5 protein-coding genes are annotated in these 7357 nt (G+C 32.3%); 1 reads left to right on the top strand and 4 read right to left on the bottom strand.

Annotated elements, in window-relative coordinates:
- Window positions 1-121: 121 nt before the first annotated feature.
- The 3 genes from JR053_RS04590 to mgtE form a co-directional block, all read right to left on the bottom strand.
- Window positions 122-1354, bottom strand: a complete 1233-nt coding sequence (locus tag JR053_RS04590; protein WP_416603696.1) for an NB-ARC domain-containing protein — start codon at window positions 1352-1354, stop codon at window positions 122-124.
- Window positions 1347-2471, bottom strand: a complete 1125-nt coding sequence (locus JR053_RS04585; protein ID WP_416603694.1) for a hypothetical protein — start codon at window positions 2469-2471, stop codon at window positions 1347-1349. The genes JR053_RS04590 and JR053_RS04585 overlap by 8 nt, the downstream gene beginning before the upstream one ends.
- A 490-nt stretch (window positions 2472-2961) precedes the next feature.
- On the bottom strand, window positions 2962-4332 hold the full coding sequence (gene mgtE, locus JR053_RS04580) for a magnesium transporter (protein WP_010405243.1): 1371 nt from the start codon (window positions 4330-4332) through the stop codon (window positions 2962-2964).
- 155 nt (window positions 4333-4487) lie between these two features.
- Here mgtE and prfB point away from each other — a divergent pair.
- Window positions 4488-5589, top strand: a protein-coding gene (gene prfB, locus JR053_RS04575) for a peptide chain release factor 2 (protein ID WP_230440360.1) whose coding sequence is annotated in 2 segments (ribosomal slippage) — window positions 4488-4553 and window positions 4555-5589 — 1101 coding nt in all. Because the reading frame shifts where the segments join, the coding sequence is not laid out codon by codon here.
- A gap of 174 nt (window positions 5590-5763) precedes the next feature.
- Here prfB and JR053_RS04570 read toward each other — a convergent pair.
- Window positions 5764-7050 carry a Na+/H+ antiporter NhaC family protein gene (locus JR053_RS04570; RefSeq protein ID WP_010405239.1) on the bottom strand — a complete coding sequence of 429 codons (1287 nt, stop codon included), beginning with the start codon at window positions 7048-7050 and terminating at the stop codon, window positions 5764-5766.
- Window positions 7051-7357 lie beyond the last annotated feature (307 nt).

Genomic DNA, 7357 nt, shown 5'->3' with positions numbered 1-7357 from the left:
CTTTTTTGATAGTATGCATATTGCTTATCAGAAAAATATTGATAGCATTAAACAGGATGCTGATTTTGGTTTTGACTTTGTTAATTCTTCTGTCAGTTAATTCATGCCTGTCAGATCAAGTCTAAACTATTACAACTAATCTACTATATTTACTTGCATGACTCCAAACAGACTTAACGTGATTTGGATTCGTAAGGCAAAATGATGTCATCATTTCTCTTAAAGTTTCTTCTTCTATTCCTGTTCGTTCTTTCTCTACTCTTACTGTTTTTTGTATCCCTTTATGAACTCTTGCTATTGACTCCTCTAGCTCAATCACTGAAAACTTATTGAGTAGATTAAGAGCATCCAAAACTTGTTGCTTACCTTTTTCTGATTTCTTCTGGAGGAAAATTTCTTCTATATCAATTTGATTGGGATCCAAGTAAGCCATATATGATACAATATCATGCGATTGCTGCCCAACATTTTTTTCTCTTCTTATTTTATTAAGGTTAAGCGTCAAAGTTATAAATAATTTTTTTGTGAGACCTAGCGCCTCGAGACAATCAGGATTCGGTTTTTTCATTTCTTCATTATAGAGTTTTAGATATTCACTAACATTAATCTTTTCTTGTTTAATATATGCTGTTGCTTGTGTCAAAGCTAATGGAAGATAGCCCAATGTTTGTGCTAACTCTACTAGATAGTAATCCTGTAACCTATCTTTTACTTCTAAGGTTCTTTCAATAAATGTTATAGCTTCTCCTAGAGAAAATCCATCATTCAACTGTGTCTTTTCTATTTCTTTTTCCCAATTCTTGCTACGAGAAGTAATTAAAACGTAAGGCTTTTCTCCATGAAAAAACAAATTAGGAAAATAGGATGGTAAAAATTTTTCGATCTCCTTATACTTACTGGTGTTATCAAAGATGAAAAGACTTTTTACGTCTCGAAAATACTGGTATACATCCTGGACAATAGATTCTATTTCTCTATCTCGAACAACATTAAAATCCATATCATTATCATTTTCTGTAGGAATTTCTAATTCTTTAGCTAAATTACGAAATGAATTGAAAAGAGTGTCATATGTTTTAGCATTTATCCATATAACTTTTGTCCAAATATTACTCTCCTTACTATATGCGTAGCTTCTAGCTAATTCACTTTTTCCTGTTCCATGTTTCCCATTAATTAAGACCACTCGTGACATTTCCACTTCTTGATTTTTACTGTCTAACTTCTTTTTTAATTCATCTAACATCACTTCTCTTTTTATAAAGAATTCTGGTAAATAGCCCAAATTAAAGGAAAATGTATTTTTATCTTCTTTTTCATGATGTATTCGCAAATCCTTAATTTCTTCACACAAGTCTTCTATATCTTTTTTTTTTCGTCAGATCATTTCCATTAATCTCTTTTAATATACTATTGGCTAATTTTTTCTTTTTTTCCTCATCTAAAATATATTCATATTCTTCTTTTTTAGGTGAGTTAACAAGTACATATTTTTGTTCTACCTCCTTCCATTCTTCTAATTCCCATACAAAAGGAAGTCGATAGCCGTATTTTTCATGCTCATTCAATTGATAATACTTAGTAGCATTACCTTCTATTTTTTTTATTCCTACATTTTCATATAATGCTGAAGTTAGCAAAATTTCACCACTTTGCTTATCTTGTACTCGAAACCCAGGTTGAAATACTTCTGAATCTAAAGATTTCGCTGGTTTACATAAATATTGCTTAGCAAGTGTGTCACTTTTTGATTTACCTAAAACAACACCTTTAGTTATGCAAGAAACGGAAAGCTCTCCTTTCTCATTACTAGCTAAAATGTAATTTATTGCTCTAGATGCAGCATCTATTGCTAACTTCTCAACTCCCCTCTTCCAAGAAGAGGAATCGGCATCCACAATTCCAGTTAATTGCTTCTCAAATTTTTGAAAAATTTCCAAGCTAGCCTCTACTGAAGCCTTCCTTATTTCATCTTTGGAAAGCCCACTAATGATTGCAGAAATCCTTTTTGCTTTTTTCCTATGTTCTTTTGAATAAACAAAACCTATACATTCATTTATTTTATCAGGTATTAGTCGCATACCTGGTGAAACAGTACTCTTTATAGTTGAGTCAATCTGATCTACTATTCTGCCTGTTTTTCGTATTTTTGAACCTGGTTTTGCCTCTTTAGAAAATTGAGATAATTTTTCCTCTAATTCTCCAACAAAAGTCTCAACAAAAAAAGTTGCTTTTTTCACTATTTCATCACTTGTAATGCTTATACAGCTAAACATTTCTTCATCATCAGTCAATGTACTACTGCTGCCTATAGATGAAGATCTTGTTACTCTAGGGCTCTCCTGACTTCGTCCACACTGAAGTTCTTCACTAGATAATATATTTTCATAATCAACTCTTGCTGATCCAGCATTCACATAATCCATTTGATTATCTGTTACTTGTTCCTTTGTATTTTCTTTACTTAACATAAAGCCCCCTATATTTTAATATTCATATTTTGATTGTTTTGTCGTAAACCTCTTTATCTGAAGATTGGTTTCAACATTTGATTCTTATGCAACTGTAACAAACCAATTTGCTGTAGAAACTTTACGGTAATCCTAAGTAACTTTAATTGCTGAGTAACAGTGTGCTTTTCTTTTGACTTCTGACTAAAATAGATATATTCTTAAAAAATCGAGAATTGCTTTCTGAGTGATATACATAATACAATGCATCTAACTCACACCCCATGTTTTCATTACGTTAGACTGCATTGTAGCTAAAAAGATCTAGCAAAGCAAGAATTTTTTTGCATACTTTAGCATCTTATTTTAGTTTTTATTTTAAAACTAAAGCAGCTCAGTTTCATGTACTTTTATTTCTTTATCGACTGTTATTTTTCTTCTTCAATGCATCTATGAGTAATGATAACGTGGACGGTAAAGCTTGTAAAGCAATTTTTTTATATAGCAAGATTCAGCTATTTAATAAAAAGATCGTGGCTAGACCAAAAAATATAAGAGCTGAGAGAATATCAGTTGTTGCTGATGTTAAGATTGAAGACGAAACAGCAGGATCGGATCTTAAACGATGAAGCATTATAGGAATGAAAGTTCCGATGAACGTTGCAATAATTGACATCATAATCATGGAGACCACAAAAATCATCTCCACTTTGACATTGTGAAACCTTATTGCTAACACTACTAATGAAATAGTAGATAAGATCACCCCGTTTATAAGACCTATTAAAAATTCTTTCATCAGTATTCTTTTTGCATTTTGCTCAGTTAGATATTTTGTTGCGATTGCCCGGATAGTTAGTGTTACTGTTTGGGATCCTGCATTTCCGCTCATCGATGCAATGATTGGCATAATTATTGGCAGTACTATAAAACTTTGTATTACGTTATCGAAAAAGCCAACTACTATAGAACATATTGTTGCAGCTAAGAGGTTAAACAGTAACCAAGGTAGTCTTTTAATTATAGTTTTATGTATAGGGGCATTTATATCAGATTTAGAAGATACACCGCTTATTTTAAGCACATCCTCTTCTGCTTCTTGTTGAACAATTTTGATTACATCTTCAATAAGGATTACACCTATAATTTTACCATTCTTATTTACTACTGGAGCTGATAATAGAGAGTAATCTTTAAATATTCTTGCTACTTCTTCTTGGTCCATTCCAGTTTTAATTATTTTTATATCTTGACTCATTATCTCTTTTATTATTGTTTCTCCTGAGTGAGATATTACCTTATTTAAGTTGAAAATGCCTATGGGTTCTAATTTTGAGTTAATGATGAAAATTTGATAAAATGTTTCTGGTATTTTTTTATAGTTGCGCAAGAATTCCATTAGCTGATTTATCGTCCAATAATATGGAGCTATAACCATATTTTTATGTATCAACCTTCCTGCACTTTCTTCTGGGTATGATAACAATTCCTCTACTAATTTTTGAGTTGCATTGGGTAAGTAGTTAAGTATATTTTCTATAGACTTTCTATCTAAATCTTTCACTATAGCTACTATGTCTTCTATATCAAGAAGCATTAGTAACTTTGCTGTATTTTCTATTCCCAATATTTCTATGATCTCTACTTGTAAATCTGGTACTACATGTACTAAGGCATCACTTAACAAATGTTGATCGAGGATATTAACTAATTTCTCCCTGTGATCACTGATCGAAGTAGATAAAAAATAAGCTAACTGAACGCTATCTATCGTTTTTACAATATTACGAACATTCTCTAATTCTTGATTATCGAGAGACTCTATTAAATCATCAATAGCCTTTTTGTCTAAACCATAATGAGAACTTGTTTTAATATTCATTACTTTACCTTATTTTTTTAATAAATATACACACTTGATTTTATTGAACATTCAAGTATAATAAAATTATTTTGAATTAACTATTATATGGTTAAATTTCTATTTTGTTTGCTGTTATTGTTAGTGATAATAAATATATTAAAGTCTAAAGTATAATGAAAACCCATCCAGAAATCCTTGAATACTTTCAAGGCTTAAATAAAAGTATTTCTCTTATCAGGAGGTGTCTTTGACATAGAAAAATTGAAGTTGCGTCTTGAAGAGCTGGATTCTCAAGCGTCGAATGATAATCTGTGGCAAGACAATCAAAAAGCACAAGAGATTTTAAAAGAACGCTCTAAAATTAAGCATGAAATAGAATCGTTTTCAAAGCTAGAAAGCGATTACAACGATTCTATCAGCTTGATGAAATCTGCTATTGATGAGAATGATGAAGAATTTTTTTCTGAAGTTAAAGGTGAGTTAGTAAAGCTAGAGAAATTAATCAAACTTAAAGAGACAGAATCCTTATTTACTGGTGAAGCAGATAACAATAACTGCTTTTTAGAAATCCACTCAGGAGCTGGTGGAACAGAGAGCAATGATTGGACTGAGATGCTCATGCGCATGTATACAAGATGGGCAGAAATTTATCACAATTTTAAAGTTGAAGTTGTAGAAAAATTAGATGGTGATGCAGTTGGTATAAAATCTACAACAATAAAAATCATCGGAGAAAAAGCTTACGGGTGGGCAAAAAGCGAAAGTGGAGTTCATAGATTGGTTAGAATATCACCATTTGATGCAAATGGTAAACGTCATACCAGTTTTGCAAGTGTAGGAGTAACTCCAGTGATTGAAGATTCAATAGATATTGTTGTGGATGAAAAGGATTTAAAGATCGACACTTACCGTGCTTCTGGAGCAGGTGGTCAGCATGTAAATAAGACTGAAAGCGCGGTACGTATTACGCATATTCCAACAGGCGTTGTAGCTCAATGCCAAAATGGTCGTTCTCAACATAAAAATAAAGATGAAGCACTTAAACTACTTAAAGGACGTTTATATCAAATTGAATTGGAAAAAAAAGAACAGAAAATGGCCGAAGAATATGGCAAGAAATGCGATATAGGTTGGGGCAGTCAGATCAGATCGTATGTTATGCATCCGTATCAAATGGTAAAGGATTTAAGGACTGGACATGAAGTTGGCAATATAAATTCCGTTTTTGATGGCAATATAGATTGTTTCATAGTTAGTGTATTGGAGTTAAAATGAGATTTATTAAAAAGCTAAGTTTTATGCTCTGCTAATAAGGGGAAAAGAAAACCAAAACCTATTGAGAAAAATGGAACAATTTTGTGAATATATCTATTATCCAAGTAGCTGATGAAAATGGCAACTCATTTCTTATGGGCACAAAAATGTAATATGAAGAGAAATCTTCGTACATTAAGTTGTAGCCGCGCAACGTCTGCCATTGATGATTATTTCACCTACTGTAACTGCTGCTAAAATAAAGCAGTAATACACTTGTGTTAACAAAGAAATAGGTGAGACAGAAGCAATGCTACCTGCTAGCAGCAGCTGGGAACCATAAGGCAAAATGCCTTTTGTAACGCAAGCAAAAATGTCTAACAAGTATGCACTACGGTATGACGGAATATTATGCTTTTGCGCGAGCCTTTTTGCAATATCGCCACTTAATAAAATAGCAATGGTATTATTAGCAACTAAAACAGTAAACATAGATGCTATGCCCGCTATTACAAATTCAGCTTTAGTTTTTGTGATATTGCTTTCATCGATAAGTTTGTGTAATGCCTTTTGACCCTGCTTGTACATTATATGACTCAATCCGCCAATAAATAGAGCAAATATCACTATCTCGTTTACTTTTTTGAAACCGTCATATATGTCATGAGAGAGTTGAATGATAGTATAGTCAAAAAAAGTCATCCCTAATACACTAGCAACAATTATATTTATAGTTATTGTTACTAAAGTAGTAACTTCAAATAACCCCATGATTATTAAAGAAATATAAGGAATAATCTTTATTACTGATAAATAATCTAAATTTGATGTAGGAATAATTTTTGTACTATCTGCCATAATTGCCAGATAGACAAGCGTTATAATGCTGGCAACAAATGCTACTTTAGAATTCACTTTAAGTTTATCCTTTATCGTGGCCCCCTGTGAAGAAACAGATGCAATAGTAGTGTCAGATATCATTGAAAGATTATCACCAAATACGGCACCTCCAACTACAGTTGCAGTTCCTATTTCAAGACCAAAAGCCCCACTTTTTGCTAAGTTAACAGCTATTGGTACCATTAATACAACAACTCCCATAGACGTACCAATTGCAGTTGATATAAAAGCGGAAGCCAAAAATACTCCAGGCAGTAGTAATCTTGCTGGAAGGAATTTGAGAATTAAATCAGCAACAGTATCTGCACTACCAATTGATTGAGTCACCACAGAAAATGCTCCAGAAAATAGAAAAGTTAAACACATAGTAAGGGTGTTTTTATCGCCCATACCCTCGATGACAGTATCGATGTTACGTTGAATTTTACCTGCACTGCATGCAACAGCAAAAAATAGCGCCGGTAGTAGGCAAATTACCGGTGAAACTTGGCGAAGCGGATTATCAATTCCAATAAAGGAAAAATAGACACCACTTCCAAGGTATAAGATTAAAAAAATAACCAAAGGAAAAAAAGCTGTCATTTTACTGCCTTAAAACCTATGATTATAATCAATTAAGTGGTTTCAGGCAAGCTTGGTTTTCTGTAAGTTAATAACAGTCCTTTTAGACTCTCAAGTTACGCTATGGAAAATGCGTTGACTATTCTACCATAATATATAGCATCAAAAAATACTCTATAGTATGAGGTAAAGTGTAATAGTTTAGACTTGATCTGACAGGCATGAATTAACTGACAGAAGAATTAACAAAGTCAAAACCAAAATCAGCATCCTGTTTAATGCTATCAATATTTTTCTGATAAGCAATATGCATACTATCAAAAAAGGT

This window comes from Wolbachia endosymbiont of Nasonia vitripennis, assembly GCF_048054115.1.
Taxonomy (GTDB): Bacteria; Pseudomonadota; Alphaproteobacteria; order Rickettsiales; family Anaplasmataceae; genus Wolbachia.
The sequence above is the reverse complement of the archived record's forward strand: the minus strand, read 5'-3'. Positions and strand labels throughout refer to the sequence as shown.

Coding starts and splice junctions, on each gene's coding strand:
- JR053_RS04585 (WP_416603694.1), bottom strand. CDS start 2,471: ATGTTAAGTAAAGAAAATACAAAGGAACAAGTAACAGATAATCAAATG.
- mgtE (WP_010405243.1), bottom strand. CDS start 4,332: ATGAATATTAAAACAAGTTCTCATTATGGTTTAGACAAAAAGGCTATT.
- JR053_RS04570 (WP_010405239.1), bottom strand. CDS start 7,050: ATGACAGCTTTTTTTCCTTTGGTTATTTTTTTAATCTTATACCTTGGA.